Raw genomic sequence first — 17,906 nt, 5'->3', positions numbered from 1 at the left:
GCACCCTGCCGCGCGGAGAAGAATCGGAATATGCTGGAACAGATGAGCCAACTCACCCCCCACGAGGACGGGAACGGCCGGATGCGCGCCTCCGACGCCGACCGTGACGCCGTCGCGCACCTGCTCCGGGAAGCCCTGGCCGAGGGCCGTCTGGATCCCGACGAACACAGCGACCGGTTGGACGCGGTATACCGCGCCAAGACCGTCGGCGAACTCGTCCCCATCACCAAGGACCTCCCCGGCACCGTCCAGGACGGCGCGGTCCCGGCACGTGCCCCCTCCGACTTCCGTTCTCCCCGTCCGGTGTACGGCGCGGGCCGGATCATCGACCAGCCCGCCACCAGCCACAGCGCTCTCGTCGTCATGGGCGGCGCCGACCGGTCCGGCGACTGGGTCGTTCCGGGCACGTTCGTCGCTGCCGCGGTGATGGGCGGCATCGAGCTCGACCTGCGCGAGGCCCGGTTCACCCAGCGCGAGACCACCATCTGGATCTGCGCGGTCATGGGCGGCATCGGGGTCGTCGTGCCCGACGACATCCAGGTGCGCGTGCACGGCCTGCCGATCATGGGCGGTTTCGGGATCGAGGGGAACACACCCAGCGTGGTGGAGCCGGACGCCCCGATCGTGCACATCCGCGGTATCGCGGTGATGGGCGGCGCCGGGGTCGAGTACCGGGCACGCAAGCACCAGGAAGACGACGAGGACGACGAGTAGCCCCGCAACCCCTCGCACCAAGACGATTTGTGCTTTTTGGGCCGTCTATGAAACCACATTGCCTACCCGCTGCGTAAGGTCTGTGGCTGAATGTGGCAATGTCCCGCGGCATGCCTTGCCTCCGCCCCGGGCTGATGCGACGCTTCTCCGGAACCTCGCCCACCCCAGGTGTCCATCCCCCGCACCACGGAGCGATGGACCCCCGTGCACCGGAGGAAGATCGTGCATCCAAGCCACCCCGGGCAGCCGCTCCACGGAGCGGACGCCCCCGCATCCCCCTCCCCATCCCCCGCTTCCCGACGGCGGCTGAGCGTCACGGCCGGAGCCGCGGCCCTGCTGATGACCGCGGGCACCCTGGGTGCCTCACCGGCACAGGCCGACGAGGTCGCGCTTCCGGACCTGGTGACCGTGGACGCGATCGAAGACCACCTGGTCAACCTCGACACCATCGCCGAGTACAACGGCGGCAACCGGGCCACCGCCACCCCCGGTTACGACGTGGCGGCGCTGTACGTGGAGGACCAGCTCGAACGCGCGGGTTACGAGCCCTACCGGCACGAGTACGACTACGAGGCCTGGCGGGAGACCACGCCCGCGGTCCTGGCACAGACCAGCCCGGAGGAGCACCCGTACGAGCTCGGCGAGGACTACGTCACCATGAGCTACTCGGGCTCCGGTGACGCGAGCGCCCCCGCTGTCGCGGTCAACGCCGACAGCGAGGAGAGCGCCTGCTCCGCCGACGACTTCGCCGACTTCCCCGAGGGCGCGATCGCCATCACGCTCCGCGGGACCTGTCCGTTCGGGGAGAAGGTCCAGAACGCCGCCGACGCCGGCGCCTCCGCGGCCCTGGTGGTCAACGACGAGGACGCGGTCTTCGAGGGCACCGTCGAGGAGCCCTCCGACATCCCGGCCATCGGCGTCTCCGGCCTGGTCGGGGCGGAGCTCCTGGACACCCCGGAGCTGGAGCTCGAGGTCTCCGTGGACTCCGAGATCACGGAGGAGAGCTCCTACAGCATCCTCGCTGAGACCCCGGCGGGCAGTGACGACAACGTGGTGGTCGTCGGCGGCCACCTGGACAGCGTCGAGGAGGGCCCGGGCATCAACGACAACGGCAGCGGCGTGGCCTTCCTCCTGGAGACCGCGATCCAGATGGCCGAGCAGGAGGACCCGAACAACCAGGTCCGCTTCGCCTTCTGGGGCACCGAGGAGTCCGGGCTGATCGGCTCCAACGAGTACGTGGCCGGGCTGACCGAGGAGGAGCTGGACGACATCGCGCTCTACCTCAACTTCGACATGATCGGCTCGCACAACTACGGGCGCTTCGTGCTCGACGGCCGGATGGAGCTGCCGGACTCCGAGGGCGCCCCCTCCGGTTCCGGTGCGATCGCCAAGGTCTTCGAGGACTACTTCGACGACCAGGGCCAGGTCAGCGAGCCCGGCGTACTCAGCGGCCGGAGCGACTACCTCGCCTTCATGCAGGCAGGTGTGGCCTCGGGCGGCCTGTTCAGCGGCGCCGACGGGATCAAGTCCGAGGAGCAGGCCGAGTGGTACGGCGGTACCGCGGGCGAGATGTTCGACCCGTATTACCACACGGCCGACGACACCCTGGAGAACATCAACTGGGACTCGGTGGCCGAGCTGTCGGCCGCGGGCGCGCACGGCGTGGAGTTCTTCGCCGAGAGCACGCTCCCGGTGAACGGTGTGCTGTCCATGTCCGACGTGAACGTGGACCTGCCCCGCAAGGGTGAGGCCTGGGTCCGCTAGGGCGTATCCGCCTAGCCGCACAGGGAGTGCCAGGCTGGGCACATCCGCGCACGAAAGGGGGCGGGTGGCGTGAACCCCCCGGTTCCACGCCGCCCGCCCTTCGCGGTGTCTCCCCCTCCGCCACAGTTGCCCGGGCAGTCCCCCTCTGTTCCACCCAGGCGAGTGTCGCACGGACACCGCCGGAAACTACGGTGTGTAGCTCCCTTGTTTCCCAAGGTATCAGTGAGCCACGTCACCTTCACCCCCTGATACGGAACAGTTATCCTCTGTGACTCCTCCGTGTTCGGGCCACCCCTCACCCACGCCCATCGTCGCGCGTCCCCCTAGGCTGAGGACCATGACCAAACGGGACACGGACAAGCCGGTCGTACTGTCGAAGATCTACACGCGCACCGGTGACGCCGGAACGACAGCGCTCGGCGACATGAGCAGGACCTCCAAGAACGACACCAGGCTCGTCGGCTACGCCGAGACTGAGGAGGCCAACGCCGCCATCGGTGTCGCGCTGGCCATGGGCGACCTCCCCCAGGACGTCCGCGACCTGCTGCAGCGGATCCAGAACGAACTCTTCGACCTGGGGGCGGACCTGTCCACCCCGATCGTGCCCGACCCCGAGTTCCCCCCGCTGCGCGTCCTCCCCGAGTACGTCACCCACCTCGAGGAGGCCTGCGACACCTACAACCAGGACCTGCCGACCCTGCGCAGCTTCATCCTGCCCGGCGGCTCCCCCACCGTGGCGCTGGTACACACGGCCAGGATCGTGGCCCGCCGGGCCGAGCGCTCGGTCTGGGCGGCGATCGAGGAGCACGGGGACACCGTCAACCCGCTCACCGCGCAGTACCTGAACCGCCTCTCCGACCTTCTGTTCATCCTCGGCCGGTACGTCGCCAAGGAGGGCGAGGAGGTCCTCTGGAAGCCCGGCGGGGAGCGCTAACGGGCCCGCCCGGGGCCGAAAGCGCTGGCCCCCGGCGACGGATCCACCCCCTGCCAACTGCGCAGACGCAAGGGATTGCGCCGATCGTGTGTGCTTCGCCCCCGAACGGCTAGGGCTTGGGACAAGCGATTCCCCCGAGCAGGAGGACAGACGCATGACCGCAAGAGCAAAGCCCGGCAGTGTCATCGCCGTTCTGGTACTGCTGATCCTGATCGCGGTGTACCAGCTCTTCTACGGGATGTTCGGCCTCATCGGGGCCGTGACCATCGACTCGGGTGCGCTGATCGACATGCTCCCGGCCGGTCAGGCCGAGCAGATGGAGGCGCTCGGCGAGCAGATCTGGGCCGCCTACGTGGGGGCGGCCGTCGCACTGGTGTACGGCATCGCCGCCGTCGCGCTCGCGGTGATGGTCGGCAAGGGCGACGCCCGGGCGCGGACCGCGACGCTCGGTGTCAACGCCGCCGCCGGTGTGATCATCCTGGGCCTGGCGATCAGCCCCGTCTACAGCTTCGGTGCGCTCATCTCGGCAGCTTTCGCCTTCACCGTGGTGGCCCTGCTCTACAACAAGTCCTCGAAGGACTACTTCTCCACCAGGACCGCCGATCCGGCAGTGGACTGACCGGAACCGGGGCGGTATCCAGCGACGGGTACCGCCCCCGGAGTTCTAGCTGGGGCCGTCGAGTTCGCGCTCGACGGCCTCCACCTTGCTGTGTAGACCGTCGGAGACACCCTCCCGGATGTCGGCCTTCAGGGTCAGGCTCACCCTGGACTCACCCTCACCGGCGGCCTCGACCGCGCGTTTGACGACGTCCATCACCTCGTCCCACTCACCCTCGACGGAGGTGAACATGGCGGAGGTCTCGCTGGGCAGTCCGCTCTCGCGCACCACCTTGACGGCGCGGGCCACGGCGGGAGCGACGGACTCGCCGTTGCCGAGCGGGGACACTGAGAAAGCCACGATGGTACTCATGCCGCCATGGGAACACACCGGCTCCGCCTCTGTGAACAGGCGCGGTGGAGGACCAAGAGAACACGCGCGCCACCCCGAAGGGATACCGCTTCAGGCCTCCCAACGGGTGCCCGGGGGCATCGACTCCACCCACGAAAGGAAACCGGTGAGCACGCTCTCCCCCATCGCGACCTCGTAGGAGGCCTCCTTGGGGTCGCTGCCGTCCTCGGCGGCCCACCCGATCTCCAAGACCGTCAGATCGGCCGGCAGGTCGTCGACCTCGTCGGGGGAACGGCGCCCCACAACGACAAGACCGCGGCGCGACAGCTTCGCTGTCGGCCGCGGTCTGAGCGAGAGGACGGGGAACCAGGCCAGGTTCTCCGTGCCGTACCGGCCGAAACCGATACGCCAGGAACCCCGACGGCCTTTCCCCTCTCGCGCACGCAGATAACACTCGACGGCACCGCCGCTGCGCAACAGCACGAACCTTCGTGCCATTCCGGCGACCACCGCCAGCAGAACGGCGACGCACAGGGTGAGGACCACCCACCACAAGGATTCCAACAACGGCGTTCCCTGCAGAGGTCCCACTCCCACGTCCGTTCCGCCTTCCGGCTTCGCTAGGCGACTTCCTCGCCCGCAGCACGCAGGCGGCTGCGCGCACGGCCGACGGCCGGGCTGTCACCCGACTCGGTCGCGCTCGTCAGCGCCTTGCGCGCACGGTCCACATCGATGTCCTCGGAGAGCTCGGCGGTCTCGGCGAGGATGGAGATCCGACCCTCACCCGAAACCGAGACGAACCCGCCGTGGGCGGCGGCCCGGACCTCGCCGGTCTCACGCGCGCCCAGAACGCGAACGACCGCGTCCTCGGCCAGAAGCGACAGCACCGGGACGTGCCCGGGCTGGACGCCGATCTCGCCCTCGACGGTCTTCGCGATGACCATGTCGCCTTCGCCCGCCCAAACCTCACGGTCCGGAGAGACGATCTCGACGAAAAGCTTCTTCGACACTGCCACAAACTCCTCGGCTAGCGGGTGGGTTCGGCGGGGTCGAGCACGAACCGGTACTCGACCCCGCCTGGGAACTAGCCCCGCCCGTCGCCCTCCCTCCCCGGAAAAGCCCGCAGAGGGAGGGCACTGACGTGCAGTCCTAGCCTTCCTGCAGCTTCTTGGCCTTCTCGACGGCCATCTCGATGTTGCCGACATCGAGGAACGCCTGCTCGGGAAGGTGGTCGTACTCACCGTCGCAGAGCGCCGTGAAGGAAGCGATGGTCTCCTCCAGCGGCACGAACACGCCCGGGTTGCCGGTGAACTTCTCGGCGACGAACATGTTCTGCGAGAGGAAGCGCTCCAGGCGACGGGCCCGGTTGACGATGATCTTGTCCTCTTCGGACAGCTCGTCCATACCCAGGATGGCGATCTGGTCCTGCAGGTCGTTGTTGCGCTGCAGGATCTCCTTGACGCGCTGGGCCACCTGGTAGTGCTCCTCACCCACGTACTGCGGGTCGAGGATGCGGGAGGTGGAGGCCAGCGGGTCCACCGCCGGGTAGATGCCCTTCTGCGAGATCGGCCGGGAAAGCTCGGTCGTCGCGTCCAGGTGGGCGAAGGTGGTCGCCGGAGCGGGGTCGGTGTAGTCGTCCGCGGGGACGTAGATCGCCTGCATGGAGGTGATCGAGTGACCCCGCGTCGAGGTGATCCGCTCCTGGAGCTGACCCATCTCGTCCGCCAGGTTGGGCTGGTAACCCACGGCCGAGGGCATACGGCCCAGCAGCGTGGAGACCTCCATACCCGCCTGGGTGAAACGGAAGATGTTGTCGATGAAGAGCAGCACGTCCTGGTTCTGGACGTCGCGGAAGTACTCAGCCATCGTCAGGGCCGAGAGCGCCACGCGCAGACGGGTGCCCGGGGGCTCGTCCATCTGGCCGAAGACGAGCGCGGTGTCCGGGAGGACGCCCATCTCGTCCATCTCCAGGAAGAGGTCCGTACCCTCACGGGTGCGCTCACCGACACCGGCGAACACGGACACACCACCGAAGTTGCGGGCGATACGGGTGATCATCTCCTGGATGAGCACCGTCTTGCCCACACCGGCACCACCGAAGAGGCCGATCTTCCCACCGCGGACGTACGGGGTGAGGAGGTCGATGACCTTGATCCCCGTGACCAGCATCTCGGTCTTGGACTCGAGCTGGTCGAAGGCGGGGGCCTTGCGGTGGATCGGCCAGCGCTCGGTCACACCGAGCTCGGCGGTGGGCACGTCCATGGACTCGCCCAGGGTGTTGAACACGTGGCCCTTGACGATGTCGCCGACGGGCACGCTGATCGGCGCGCCCGTGTCGCGCACCTCGGCGCCACGGACCATGCCGTCCTGCGGGGCGAGGGAGATGGCGCGGACCAGGTTGTCACCCAGGTGCTGGGCGACCTCCAGGGTGATGACCTTCTCCTCGCCACCGATGCTGACATCGGTGTGCAGGGCGTTGTAGATGGCAGGCAGGGAACCGACGGGGAATTCCACGTCGAGAACCGGGCCGGTGACCCGGGCGATGCGGCCGGTGGCGGTGCCAGCGCCGGCCGAACCTTCAACTGTCGCAGTCACTTTTCGTTACTCACTTCCCGCGCTGGACCCAGAGAGTGCATCGGCACCGCCGACAATCTCACTGATCTCATTGGTGATCTCGGCCTGACGTGCCTGGTTGGACAGGCTGGTCAGGTTCTTGACGAGTTCTTCCGCGTTGTCGGTCGCGGCCTTCATGGCCGCGCGACGGGACGCCTGCTGGGAGGCGGCGGACTCGAGGAGGGAGGCGTAGATCCGGTTGACCACGTACTGCGGGAGCAGCTGGTCCAGGACCTCCTCCGCGGACGGCTCGAACTCGTAGAGCGGCAGCGCGTCGCCGCCGTGCGACTCCTCGAGCTCGTCCTCCTCGACCTCTTCCACCTCCAGCGGGAGGGCGCGAACCGCCCCGGCCCGCTGGGTCAGCATCGACACGAACTCCGTGGAGACCACGTGAATCTCGTCGACACCACCCTCGGCGGTGTCCTGGGAGAACTTCTCCATGAGAGTGGAGCCGATCTCCTGGGCGTGCGCGTGGGTCGGACGCTCAGTGAAGCCTTCCCAGCTCTCCTCGACCTTGCGGTCGCGGAACTTGTAGAACGCCGCACCCTTGCGACCCACCATGTAGGTGAGGACCTCCTTGCCCTGCTCCTTGAGGAGCTGGGTGAGGGCCTCGGCCTCCTTGATGACGTTGGTCGAGTAGGCGCCGGCCAGACCCTTGTCGCTGGTGATGACCAGGACGGCCGCGCGGGTGGGGTTCTCGGCCTCGGTCAGCAGCGGGTGATCACTCACCCGGCTGGCCAGGGCCGACACCGCCCGCGTGATCTCCCGTGCGTAAGGGTTGGCAGCCTCGGCCGCGCGCTGCGCCTTGGTGATGCGCGTGGCGGCGATCAGCTCCATCGCACGGGTGATCTTCGCCGTCGCCTTCGTCGCGCGGATCCTCCGGCGATAGATGCGAAGCTGTGCACCCATGGGTTACTTCCCGCCCTTGGCGACCTTGATGGTCTCCTGGCCGACCTTCTCCTCAGTGAGCGCCTCTTCCTCGGCCTCAACACCGAGGAGGGTGCCGGCCGAGGTCTGGAAGCCCTGCTTGAACTTCTCGATGGCGCCCTGGAGGGTCTTCTGGCTCTCGTCCTCGAACTTGCCGGTCTCCCGGATGGTGTCGAGAACACCCTTGTGCTCGCGCTCCAGGAAGGACAGGAAGTCGTCCTCGAAGCGGCGAACATCGTCGACCGGGACCTCGTCGATCAGGCCGGTGTTGCCCATCCAGATCGAGACGACCGTCTTCTCCATGGGGAAGGGCGAGTACTGGCCCTGCTTGAGGAGCTCCATCATCCGGGCACCGCGCTCCAGCTGCTGCTTGGAGACGGCGTCCAGGTCCGAACCGAAGGCGGAGAACGCCTCGAGCTCGCGATACTGGGCCAGGCCCAGACGCAGCGTGCCGGAGACCTTCTTCGTGGCCTTGGTCTGGGCCGAACCACCGACACGGGACACGGACACACCGACGTCGATCGCCGGGCGCTGGCCCTGGTTGAACAGGTCCGAGTTGAGGAAGACCTGGCCGTCGGTGATGGAGATGACGTTGGTGGGGATGTACGCCGAGACGTCGCCCGCCTTGGTCTCGATGATCGGCAGAGCGGTCATCGAACCGGCACCCAGCTCGTCGGAGAGCTTCGCGCAGCGCTCCAGCAGACGGGAGTGCAGGTAGAAGACGTCACCCGGGTAGGCCTCACGGCCCGGCGGGCGGCGCAGCAGGAGGGAGACCGCACGGTAGGCCTCGGCCTGCTTGGTCAGGTCGTCGAAGACGACGAGGACGTGCTTGCCCTCGTACATCCAGTGCTGGCCCAGGGCCGAACCGGTGTACGGGGAGAGGTACTTGAAGCCGGCCGGGTCGGACGCCGGGGAGGCCACGATGGTGGTGTAGTCCATCGCACCGGCCTCTTCGAGGGCGCCCTTGACGCTGGCGATGGTCGAGCCCTTCTGGCCGACTGCAACGTAGATGCAGCGCACCTGCTTCTTGGGGTCGCCGGACTCCCAGTTGGCCTTCTGATTGATGATCGCGTCGATGCCGACCGCGGTCTTACCCGTCTGTCGGTCACCGATGAGCAGCTGGCGCTGCCCGCGACCGATGGGGGTCATGGTGTCGATCGCCTTGATACCGGTCTGGAGGGGCTCCTCGACCGGCTGGCGCTCCATCACCGTCGCGGCCTGGATCTCCAGGTCGCGGCGCTCGGTCGTCTCGATCTCGCCCTTGCCGTCGATGGGGGCACCCAGGGGGTCCACCACGCGGCCAAGGAAGTTGTCGCCCACCGGCACGGAGAGGAGCTGGCCGGTGCGGCGCACCCGCTGGCCCTCCTCGATACCGGTGAAGTCACCCAGCACCACGACACCGATCTCGCCGATCTCAAGGTTCTGGGCCATGCCCAGTGTGCCGTCCTCGAACTCCAGCAGCTCGTTCGCCATCGCCGAGGGAAGGCCACCGACGCGGGCGATGCCGTCACCGGAGTAGGTGACGGTTCCGACCTCTTCCGCGCGGGTGGCGTCAGGCTCGTACGACTGGACGAAGCGCTGTAGCGCGTCCCGGATTTCATCCGGCCGGATCGTCAGCTCCGCCATCTCTACGTTGTCCTTGCTCTCAAATGGCGCCGGGCTGGCGCCGTGCGTGCTTGCCTTGCGTGTATTCGCGTGTGTCAGCCAGCCAGACGGCGCTGGACCTCAGCGATTCGCCCGGCGATGGTGCCGTCGATGACCTCGTCGCCCACCTGGATGGAGAGTCCGCCCACGATCTTGGGGTCGACCTCGGTGTTCAGGTGGATCTCACGGCCGTATTTGCGCTGGAGGAGCGTCCGCAGACGGTCCTGGTGTGCCTCACTGAGCGGAACCGCGCTGCGCACCACCGCGATGTAGCGCTGGGCGCGCTCGGCGACCAGCTGCCCAAAGTTGTCGAGGGCCTGTTCCAGGGTACGTCCCCGGGGCCGGGTGACCGCTTCGCTGACCAGAGCCAGCGTCGCGGAGTTCACCTTGCCCGAAAGCAGGTTCTCGACGAGGGTGTGCTGGTGCGAGACGGCCACACCCTCACGGGTGAGGGCCGAACGCAGGTCCGGCTCCGCGATGACGATCCGCTGGAAGCGGAAGAGTTCGTCCTCGAGCTCGTCCAGGCGGGTGCCCTCCACGGAGGCCACGGTCGCGTAGACCGCGAGGCGCTCCAGGGCGTCCACCATGTCGCGGGGGCCGGCCCAGGGCTGGGACACGACGTCGTTGACCACGATGACCGTGGACGGCGACACCTTGCCCTCGAGGACCTGGCCGATGAGGCCGGTCTTCTTCTCCGCAGGGGTGGCCTGGTCCGCGAGCCAGCGGCGCAGGGAGTGCTCGCTGCCCATCAGGGCGACGACCTCGAAGAGCTCGCCGCCGAGCGAGACCGCGTGCTGGGCGGCGTCCGCCGACGCCAGGACGTTGTCGTCCAGGCGCCGGGTCACCTCAGCCAGGGAGCTGCGGCTGATACCACGCATCAGCGCACCTCTTGCTTCGCGCTCTCGTCCTGCTCCAGCTCCGCCAGGAACCGGTCCACTACTCGGGTCTGAGCGGCGTCGTCGCTGAGCGTCTCCCCCACGATGCGGGTGGCGAGCTCAGTGGACAGGGCGCCGATCTCGCCGCGCAGCTGGACAACGGCCTGCTGCCGGTCGGCCTCGATCTGGGCCTTGGCGGCCTCGATGATCCGGTTGGCCTCGACCTGGGCCTCCTCGCGAGCCTCGGCGATGATCGCCGCGCGCTGCTCCTTGGCCTTCTCGAGCTCCTGGGCGTACTCGCGGTGCGACTCTTCGAGCTTCTCGCGGTACTGCTGGCGGATCTCCTCGGCCTCGGCCTCAGCGTTCTTGGCCCGCTCGATCCCGCCCTCGATGGCGTCGTGACGCTCGTCGAGGACCTTCATGACCTTGGGAACCGCCTTGCGGGCCACAAAGAAGTAGACCACGGCGAGCGTGATCGCGCCGAAGCCGAACTTGACCCAGTCGATCCGCAGAATGTTTGGTTCGGCTGCCAACTCCACCAACATGGTCAGCCCTCCTTCACGTCAGTTGCCATCAAAAACGGTCGGCAGATACTGATTAACCGATGGCGAACGCGAGGACGAAGCCCAGAATGGCGAGGGCCTCGATGAGCGCGAAGCCCAGGAAGATGTTGGTCTGCAGCGGACCGCGGGCCTCGGGCTGGCGGGCGATGGCCTGCATACCCATACCGAACACGAGGCCGACACCGATACCGGCGCCGATGACGCTGATGCCGTAACCGACGGTGTTGATGCTGCCTTCGATGTTGGCGATGTCCATTGTGTTTCCCTTTACTCGACGTCCGGCGTCGCGGTTCGCGATTGGTCAGTGCGCCGGGGTGGGCGGGTCTTTACACCTCGCGTCGGCCCTGCCCGGGCGGGGCCGGGCGACGCACAGGGGTTCTAGTGGGCTGCTTCGAGGGACTGGTTGATGTACAGGCTGGCCAGGAGGGTGAAGATGAACGCCTGGACGACCATGATCAGGACCTCGAAGAGGAAGAAGGCGATGTAGCCGAGCAGTGCCGCACCGGAGTACAGCGTCGAGAGCGCGACCAGGGCCGGCTCGGCGCCGATGCTCAGCATGTACCAGCCGCCGTAGGAGAACACGGCCAGCAGCAGGCTGCCCGCGAACATGGTCGCGAACAGACGCAGGGCGTGCGTCACCGGGCGGATCATGAAGACCGAGAGGAACTCGATCGGGGTGACCAGCACGTAGATCGGCTTGGGCATGCCCGGGGGGAAGAGCTGGTTCTTGAAGTAGCCCCAGCCGCCCTGGTTGCGCACACCGATGATGATGGTCAGGAGGAAGATGAACCCGGCGAACATGGCCGGGAACGACAGGTCGCTGTTGACCGGCAGCATGCCCGGGATCAGACCCGTGATGTTCATCATCAGGATGATCGTGAAGATCGAGGTCATCAGCGGGATGAAGCTGTCACCCTTGGCGCCCATGGTGGGGCGGGTGATCTGGTCCCGGATGAACAGGATGAACATCTCTCCGACGCTCTGCCTGCGCCCGGGGACGAGGCTCAGCTTCTTGCTGAACCACGACCACAGGAGCAGGGCCCCGCCGAGAGCGACCAGCAGCAGGACCAGGTACAGGTCGATGCCGTCGCTGCCGGGGATACCGTCGATCCACGGCTCGGGGAAGAACATCCCGATGGTGGGGGCCTTGAACCCGCACTCGTCACCGAAGAGGTGGCCGATGCAATCCGTTTCGGCCGCGAGAATGCGCACGTCAGCACCCACGGCGAATCCTTTCGTCGTGACGCAAGAAAGCATCGTTGATGGTTGTGGCAGAGCTCAGACCCGCGGTCGCCCGCGGTGACGTCGCTCTAGCGGAAGAGTTCAGGCCTGGCGGGTCTTGGCGACGATCAGAATGATCGCGCCGACCATGCCCAGAACCGCCCCGATGGGCAGGAAGAGTGCCTGGAAGCCCAGGATGTAGTCCAAGCCCCAGCCGATCCCGCTCCACACGAGAACGCCCGCGAGCAGAGTGGAGAAGAGCGCCCAACCATCGGACTGGCGCGGTGCCGGGGGCTCGCGACGCTCCGTCTTCCCGGTTGGTTCGGTGCTCATCTCGCTCCGGAATATAGCATGTGGGGCTGGGCTGGAACGTGTGCGCCCGCCTGCCGTAGGCCAGGGTATAACGCCCGTTCCGACGGGCCGCGGCGGGGCACCCCATCACGTGTTCTCCGAACTCTCGTCCGGTTCCACGTGCGGGATCTTGGCTTTGGACATCGCCCGGACCTGCCCGCCCAGCCAGACCAACACCACCGCCAGCGCGCTGAACACGAAGGCGTTGTTGTTCAGGTCCTCCATGAGGGGGCTCTGCCCGAGGGTGACCAGCAGGACGCCCAGCAGCGCCATCTTGACGACGAAGCCGAGCAGGTTGGCCGCCATGAACAGGTCCTTGTTACGGCGGCTGATCGCGATGACCGCCCACTGTCCAAGACCGAAGCAGGCGAAGACGATCACGGACCCGAGGGCCGCGCTCATTGCTCCTGCGGCACCGGCGACCAGGGCCGCCACGGCAACGGCCAGGACCCCGCACACAGCGCTGGGAAGCGCGGCGCCGCGAACGATCCCGGCGTCGTGTTCCTGCATGACAATGCTCCGTGGGGTTCCGTGGGTTACCTGCTCGTGAAAGCTATCACAAGGTTTTTGGTGCCAAATCCAGGGGTTCCTTAACGCGGTCTTAATGCCCGGCGAAAGGCCCGATTCGCGGGCCCTTCGCCCCCGGTGTCACCTTGGCCACACAGCGCACGACCACGGCATCGCAGGTCACCAATGCCCCTTGCGGGGACGCTGGTCCCGAACGTGACCGCGCATTTATCCATCGGTTGACGGATGGTGATCTGACTTCTTCTCCGCACCGTTCTTTCGGTCCCACGGCAACAATCCGCGACGACGCAGTCGCGGAAGAACGATGAGACCGACAGCACAGACCGCGACCAGACCGGCAACGGTCAGGACGATGAAGGGGGAGTCGAAGATCGACAGGGACACTGCGGCGAAGGCGACGATGCCCGCCCACAGGTACATGAGCAGAACCGCGCGCGTGTGCGAGTGCCCCATGTCGAGGAGGCGGTGGTGCAGGTGCCCCCGGTCCGGTGCGAACGGGGACTTCCCTGCCAGGGTCCGGCGCAGGACCGCCAGGACCAGGTCCGCCAACGGGAGGGCGATCACCAAGAGGGGCAGGGCGATCGGCAGGAAGACGACCAGACCGGAGGAGTTGAACTCCTCGCGGGCGGTGTTGGCGTCGAACTGGCCGGTCACCGTGATGGTGATGGAGGTCAGCAGCAGGCCGAGCAGCATCGACCCGGTATCGCCCATGAACACCCGGGCCGGGTGGAAGTTGTGGAAGAGGAATCCCGCACAGGCACCGGCCAGGATGATGGCGATCATCGCCGGATAGGACTGGCGGACGAACCCCTGCTCGACCGCGACCACGTAGTAGTACGCGAAGAACGCCAGGGACGAGATACCGACGATGCCGGCGGCCAGGCCGTCCAGCCCGTCGGCGAAGTTGACCGCGTTGATGGTGACCACGATCAGCAGGATCGAGACCATCGCGCCGAGCCAGGGACCCAGGGAGAGCTGTGTACCGGGCAGCGGCAGCCACAGCAGCTGCACGCCCTGCCAGACGAGGATGCCCGCCGCGGCGATCTGTCCGGCGAGCTTGCTCAGGGCGTCCATGCCCCACCGGTCGTCGATGACGCCGATGATCGTGATGAGGCCGCCCGCCAGCAGCAAGCCGAGCCAGGTGTCGGCGACGAACACGTTCTGCAGGTGCGGCAGCTGGGCGGAGATCAGCAGCGCGGCGGCGAAACCGCCGTAGATGGCGAGTCCGCCCAGCCGAGGGATGGGTTCGGTGTGCACGTCGCGGTCGCGCACCGCGGGGGCGGCGCCGAAGGCGATGGCCAACCTGCGCACCAACGGCACGAGCAGGTAGGTCACCGCTGCCGCGATGACGAAGGTGAGCGCGTACTCCCGCACGGCCTGGCCCCTCTAGCTCTCGGAGCGGTCGGTGCCCTTGGGCCCGTCGGGCTCGGGCGTTGCCTCGGGCCCGGATGGTGCCTCGGGCTGCACCGCGGGTTCGGACTGCGCCGCGGACCCGCTGCCGGTCGGCTTCTCCGCCGCTTCGGTGCCGGCCGAACCCCCGGTGCCGACGGCGTCCTCCGCACCGACCGTCTTGGGGTCGGCCGTGTCAGTGCCGGCCGCTTCCTCGGTGCCTTCGGTCCCCGGCTCGGCTGCCTTCTCGGTACCGTCCACCTGGGACTTCTTGGGCCTGGTACGGCCCTTGCGGAGCTCACCGATCACGGTGCCGCACACGGAGCGCAGCTGTTCGATGGAGATCGCACCGGAACGCAGGACCCGCGGCACCGCGTAAGTGAGGTCGACGATCGTGGAGGCCACCGGGCTTTCGCTCTCGCCCCCGTCGAGGTAGACCGCGACGTCCTCGTCCCCGAGCTGCTCGATCGCTTCGCCCACCTCGCTCGCGGCGGACTGCCCGGACCGGTTGGCGCTGCTCACCGCCATGGGCCCGGTCTCCTTGAGGAGCTCCAGGGCCACGGGGTTCATCGGCATCCGCACGGCCACGGTGCCCTTGGTGTCGCCCAGGTCCCAGGACAGGCTGGGGGTGGCGGTACACACCAGGGTGAGCGGGCCGGGCCAGAACTCCTCCATGAGGTCCCGGCCGTGGTTGCCGAGGTCGTCGACGAGCGCGGTGGCCGCGCGCATGGAGCCCACGAGAACCGGCGGCGGCATGTCCCGGCCGCGGCCCTTGGTCTCCAAGAGGTTGGCCACGGCCTTGGGGCTGAAGGCGTCCGTACCGATGCCGTACACGGTGTCCGTGGGCAGGACCACCAGGTCGCCCCGGCGCACCGCGGACGCGGCATCGGCGATGCCGTCCTTGCGAGCGGCGTCGTCCGCACAGTCGTAGATGCGGCTCACCAGCGTTCACCTCTGTCTCGAACGGGTCGACCGTACTGGATTGTCGGTCCGACGGTGGGGTGTTGGGGGCGGGAACACGCGACTCCTGGGGTTCGGCTTCAGCCCCTACGTGTCTTCCTCTGCCCTGCGCATGACCACGAAGCGGTCGCGCCGGGCCATGTCCTTGCGGTTGAGGACGTCGCGCCAGCCCCGGTCCTCGGGGAACAGCCAAGGGATGTCGATGCCCTGGCCGTCGTGGTGTTCGACGGCCATGGCGCCGCCGGGGCGGAGCAGCCTGCGGCCGACCGCTTCCATCTCGCGGATCATGTCCAGCCCGTCCTCTCCGGACCAGAGCGCGGGGGCCGGGTCGAAGTCGCGCACCTCGGGCGGGATCACCCCGGCCTCGTTGGTGGGGACGTAGGGCGGGTTGCTGATGAGGAGGTCGACGCGGCCGTTGAGCTCGGGCAGGGCCGTGCGCATGTCACCTTCGTGGGCGGTGACCCGGTCGGCGTGCCCGCTGGCGTCGACGTTGCGGCGCGCCCACTTTAGGGCCTCGAGGTCGATCTCCACGGTGTGCACCCGCGAGCGCGGGACCTCCTGCGCGATGGAGATCGCGATGGCGCCGGAGCCCGAGCCCAGGTCGACGACCAGGGGGTCGGCCACGTCCATGGAGCGGAGGGTCTCGATCGCCCAGTCCACCATGATCTCGGTTTCCGGCCTGGGGACGAAGACACCCGGGCCGACCCGGAGTTCCAGGTAGCGGAAGTAGGCGCGCCCGGTGATGTGCTGCAAGGGCTCGCGGGCCTCGCGGCGGGAGACGCACTCCCAGTAGCGGGCGTCGAACTCGGCGTCCCGGACGGCGTGGAGTTCCCCTCGACGGACACCGTGCACGAACGCCGCGAGCTCCTCGGCGTCCGTGCGTGGTGAGGCCACGCCCGCCTCTGCGAGCCTGAGCGTGGCGCGGGCGACCTCGTCGAGTAGGAAGTTCATGAGGACTGTGCGGCTTCGAGCCTCTCCTTGGTGTCCGCGTCCACCAACGCCTTCACTACGCCGCTCAGGTCCCCGTCGAGGACCTGGTCGAGGTTGTAGGCCTTGTAGCCGACCCGGTGGTCGGAGATGCGGTTCTCCGGGAAATTGTAGGTGCGGACGCGCTCGGAGCGGTCGACGGTGCGGACCTGGCTCTTGCGCTCGGCGGAGGCCTCCGCGTCCACGCTCGCCTGGGCCTCGGCATAGATGCGGGCCCGCAGGATGCGCATGGCCTGCTCCTTGTTCTGGAGCTGGCTCTTCTCGTTCTGGCAGGAGGCGACGATGCCGGTCGGCACGTGGGTGATGCGGACCGCGGAGTCGGTGGTGTTGACGCTCTGCCCGCCGGGCCCGGAGGAGCGGTAGACGTCGATGCGCAGGTCGTTGTCGTGGATGACGACCTCGATCTCCTCGGCCTCGGGTACGACCAGTACCCCGGCGGCGGAGGTGTGGATACGGCCCTGGGACTCGGTGACCGGGACGCGCTGGACCCGGTGGACGCCGCCCTCGAACTTGAGCATGGGCCACACGCCCGCGCCGGGCTCGGGGGTGCCCTTGTTCTTGAAGGCGATCGTGATGTCCTTGTACCCGCCCAGGTCGGAGTGGGTGGCGTCGATGACCTCGGTCTTCCACCCGACGCGCTCCGCGTAGCGCAGGTACATGCGGACGAGGTCGCCCGCGAACAGGGCGGACTCCTCGCCGCCCTCCCCGGCCTTGACCTCCATGATGAGGTTCTTGTCGTCGGCGGGGTCTCGCGGGACGAGCAGGACGCGCAGGCGCTCGGTGAGCTCCTCGGCCTCCTCGGTCAACCGGTCGGCCTCCTCCGCGAAGGAGGGGTCCTCGGCGGCCAGCTCACGCGCGGCGTCGATGTCGCTCTCGACCGCCTTGAGCTGGCGGTAGGCCTCGATGATCGGGGTGAGCTGTGAGTAGCGTTTGCCCAGCGTGCGCGCCTTGGCCTGGTCGGCGTGCACCTCGGGGTCGGCGAGCTGCTGTTCCAGCTCGTAGTACTCCCCGAGGAGGTCGTCCAGCTTCACTTTCCCACGTTCCCGTCTTGTTGCTCGCCCTGTGCGTCTCCCCTGCTAGCCGACCGGCGGCACCGGCGCCCCGTCGTGGGGCGGCGGCACCGCCGGACAGCGGACAGCACTAGCTGCGCTTGCCGAAGCGCTTCTCGAAGCGGGCAACCCGGCCACCGGTGTCGAGGATCTTCTGCTTGCCGGTGTAGAACGGGTGGCACTCGGAGCACACGTCGGCGCGCAGCTTGCCCTCGGTATTCGTGCTGCGGGTCACGAACTTGGCCCCGCAGGTGCAGGTGACCTCGGTCGGGACGTATTCGGGGTGGATGTCGGCCTGCATGTGTGTCTCCTCGCTAAGGGCGCGACCGCCGGACGCATGACGACCGCACCACCGTCGGGGGTGGGGCGGTGTTCTGTGGCCATGCGCGAACCGGTGCCGCGGCGATCCAGGTAAGAGGGTGGCGTGCTCTCCCTCGA

21 protein-coding genes are annotated in these 17,906 nt (G+C 67.9%); 4 read left to right on the top strand and 17 right to left on the bottom strand.

The window, feature by feature from the left end; genetic code table 11:
• Positions 1-30 precede the first annotated feature (30 nt).
• The 4 genes from ACYVDG_RS19485 to ACYVDG_RS19470 all read left to right on the top strand — a co-directional run bounded on the left by ACYVDG_RS19485 (position 31) and on the right by ACYVDG_RS19470 (position 4,031).
• Positions 31-714, top strand: coding sequence for a DUF1707 SHOCT-like domain-containing protein (locus ACYVDG_RS19485; RefSeq protein ID WP_460754872.1), 684 nt, complete (start codon positions 31-33; stop codon positions 712-714).
• A 222-nt stretch (positions 715-936) separates the two neighbouring features.
• Complete coding sequence (locus ACYVDG_RS19480; protein ID WP_460754868.1) at positions 937-2,478, top strand: M20/M25/M40 family metallo-hydrolase; 1,542 nt, start codon at positions 937-939, stop codon at positions 2,476-2,478.
• 337 nt (positions 2,479-2,815) lie between these two features.
• Positions 2,816-3,412: a cob(I)yrinic acid a,c-diamide adenosyltransferase gene (locus tag ACYVDG_RS19475; RefSeq protein ID WP_460754865.1), complete on the top strand. Its 597-nt coding sequence runs from the start codon at positions 2,816-2,818 to the stop codon at positions 3,410-3,412.
• 154 nt (positions 3,413-3,566) lie between these two features.
• Entirely contained in the window at positions 3,567-4,031 is a 465-nt protein-coding gene (locus tag ACYVDG_RS19470) for a hypothetical protein (RefSeq protein WP_460754862.1), read from the top strand.
• 45 nt (positions 4,032-4,076) lie between these two features.
• Here the strand turns inward: ACYVDG_RS19470 and ACYVDG_RS19465 are convergent, their stop codons facing one another.
• The 17 genes from ACYVDG_RS19465 to rpmE all read right to left on the bottom strand — a co-directional run bounded on the left by ACYVDG_RS19465 (position 4,077) and on the right by rpmE (position 17,769).
• Positions 4,077-4,382 (bottom strand): MTH1187 family thiamine-binding protein, encoded by a 306-nt coding sequence (locus ACYVDG_RS19465; RefSeq protein ID WP_460754859.1) that lies wholly within the window; start codon positions 4,380-4,382, stop codon positions 4,077-4,079.
• A gap of 90 nt (positions 4,383-4,472) precedes the next feature.
• Positions 4,473-4,925, bottom strand: coding sequence for a DUF2550 domain-containing protein (locus ACYVDG_RS19460; protein WP_460755022.1), 453 nt, complete (start codon positions 4,923-4,925; stop codon positions 4,473-4,475).
• A 56-nt stretch (positions 4,926-4,981) separates the two neighbouring features.
• The gene (locus tag ACYVDG_RS19455) at positions 4,982-5,371 is read right to left on the bottom strand and encodes a F0F1 ATP synthase subunit epsilon (RefSeq protein WP_460754856.1); all 390 of its coding nucleotides are present in this window, start codon (positions 5,369-5,371) and stop codon (positions 4,982-4,984) included.
• A 139-nt stretch (positions 5,372-5,510) separates the two neighbouring features.
• Entirely contained in the window at positions 5,511-6,956 is a 1,446-nt protein-coding gene (gene atpD / locus ACYVDG_RS19450) for a F0F1 ATP synthase subunit beta (protein WP_460754853.1), read from the bottom strand.
• 6 nt (positions 6,957-6,962) lie between these two features.
• Entirely contained in the window at positions 6,963-7,883 is a 921-nt protein-coding gene (locus ACYVDG_RS19445; RefSeq protein ID WP_460754850.1) for a F0F1 ATP synthase subunit gamma, read from the bottom strand.
• Positions 7,884-7,886: 3 nt separating this feature from the next.
• Complete coding sequence (gene atpA, locus ACYVDG_RS19440; RefSeq protein ID WP_460754845.1) at positions 7,887-9,527, bottom strand: F0F1 ATP synthase subunit alpha; 1,641 nt, start codon at positions 9,525-9,527, stop codon at positions 7,887-7,889.
• A 74-nt stretch (positions 9,528-9,601) separates the two neighbouring features.
• Entirely contained in the window at positions 9,602-10,423 is an 822-nt protein-coding gene (locus ACYVDG_RS19435; protein ID WP_460754841.1) for a F0F1 ATP synthase subunit delta, read from the bottom strand.
• Complete coding sequence (atpF, locus tag ACYVDG_RS19430; RefSeq protein ID WP_460755018.1) at positions 10,423-10,962, bottom strand: F0F1 ATP synthase subunit B; 540 nt, start codon at positions 10,960-10,962, stop codon at positions 10,423-10,425. The genes ACYVDG_RS19435 and atpF overlap by 1 nt, the downstream gene beginning before the upstream one ends.
• A 55-nt stretch (positions 10,963-11,017) precedes the next feature.
• Positions 11,018-11,239 (bottom strand): ATP synthase F0 subunit C, encoded by a 222-nt coding sequence (gene atpE, locus ACYVDG_RS19425; protein ID WP_460754837.1) that lies wholly within the window; start codon positions 11,237-11,239, stop codon positions 11,018-11,020.
• A gap of 122 nt (positions 11,240-11,361) precedes the next feature.
• Positions 11,362-12,195 (bottom strand): F0F1 ATP synthase subunit A, encoded by an 834-nt coding sequence (gene atpB / locus ACYVDG_RS19420; RefSeq protein WP_460755015.1) that lies wholly within the window; start codon positions 12,193-12,195, stop codon positions 11,362-11,364.
• Positions 12,196-12,306: 111 nt separating this feature from the next.
• Entirely contained in the window at positions 12,307-12,537 is a 231-nt protein-coding gene (locus ACYVDG_RS19415; protein ID WP_460754832.1) for an AtpZ/AtpI family protein, read from the bottom strand.
• A 105-nt stretch (positions 12,538-12,642) separates the two neighbouring features.
• Positions 12,643-13,065, bottom strand: a complete 423-nt coding sequence (locus ACYVDG_RS19410; RefSeq protein ID WP_460754828.1) for a hypothetical protein — start codon at positions 13,063-13,065, stop codon at positions 12,643-12,645.
• A 225-nt stretch (positions 13,066-13,290) separates the two neighbouring features.
• Positions 13,291-14,457, bottom strand: a complete 1,167-nt coding sequence (locus ACYVDG_RS19405; RefSeq protein ID WP_460754823.1) for a glycosyltransferase family 4 protein — start codon at positions 14,455-14,457, stop codon at positions 13,291-13,293.
• Between the two features lie 12 nt (positions 14,458-14,469).
• A complete protein-coding gene (locus ACYVDG_RS19400) occupies positions 14,470-15,414 on the bottom strand; it encodes an L-threonylcarbamoyladenylate synthase (RefSeq protein ID WP_460754819.1) in 945 nt (314 codons plus the stop codon).
• A 105-nt stretch (positions 15,415-15,519) separates the two neighbouring features.
• The gene (prmC, locus tag ACYVDG_RS19395) at positions 15,520-16,383 is read right to left on the bottom strand and encodes a peptide chain release factor N(5)-glutamine methyltransferase (protein ID WP_460754815.1); all 864 of its coding nucleotides are present in this window, start codon (positions 16,381-16,383) and stop codon (positions 15,520-15,522) included.
• Positions 16,380-17,450, bottom strand: a complete 1,071-nt coding sequence (gene prfA / locus ACYVDG_RS19390) for a peptide chain release factor 1 (protein WP_460754812.1) — start codon at positions 17,448-17,450, stop codon at positions 16,380-16,382. Before prfA ends, prmC begins: the two co-directional genes overlap by 4 nt.
• Positions 17,451-17,559: 109 nt before the next feature.
• Positions 17,560-17,769, bottom strand: a complete 210-nt coding sequence (rpmE, locus tag ACYVDG_RS19385) for a 50S ribosomal protein L31 (RefSeq protein ID WP_460754809.1) — start codon at positions 17,767-17,769, stop codon at positions 17,560-17,562.
• Between the last annotated feature and the right edge of the window lie 137 nt (positions 17,770-17,906).

This window comes from Nocardiopsis oceani (genome assembly GCF_054777395.1).
The sequence above is the reverse complement of the archived record's forward strand: the minus strand, read 5'-3'. Positions and strand labels throughout refer to the sequence as shown.